The organism is Neisseria benedictiae, from assembly GCF_958267435.1.
GTDB lineage: Bacteria > Pseudomonadota > Gammaproteobacteria > Burkholderiales > Neisseriaceae > Neisseria > Neisseria bergeri.
In genome coordinates, this window is sequence record NZ_CATQFV010000057.1 from 1 (window position 1) to 258 (window position 258).

Genomic DNA, 258 nt, shown 5'->3' on the forward strand with positions numbered 1-258 from the left:
GCAAACTGATACAGATTCTCCCCACCCAATAGCCCAATCGGGTCTTGGTTAATGAAACGCCCTGTCTCCGCCTCGTAATACCGCATCAGGTTGTAATGCAGCCCGGTCTCTTCATCGAAGTACTGGTTTTGCAGTCTGAACGGCTGATGGGCGTTCTGATAGACACGCCCGTCCTTTTTCAGACGACCCCAGGCGGTGTATTCGCCGTACCATAGGAGATTGCCGTGGATATCGGTCATCTCGCGCGGAATGCCGATT

At 53.5% G+C, this 258-nt stretch carries 1 protein-coding gene; it reads right to left on the reverse strand.

The window, feature by feature from the left end; genetic code table 11:
- The coding region (locus Q3O12_RS06490; RefSeq protein ID WP_301669780.1) for an RHS repeat-associated core domain-containing protein at nt 1–258 on the reverse strand (258 nt) is incomplete at both ends.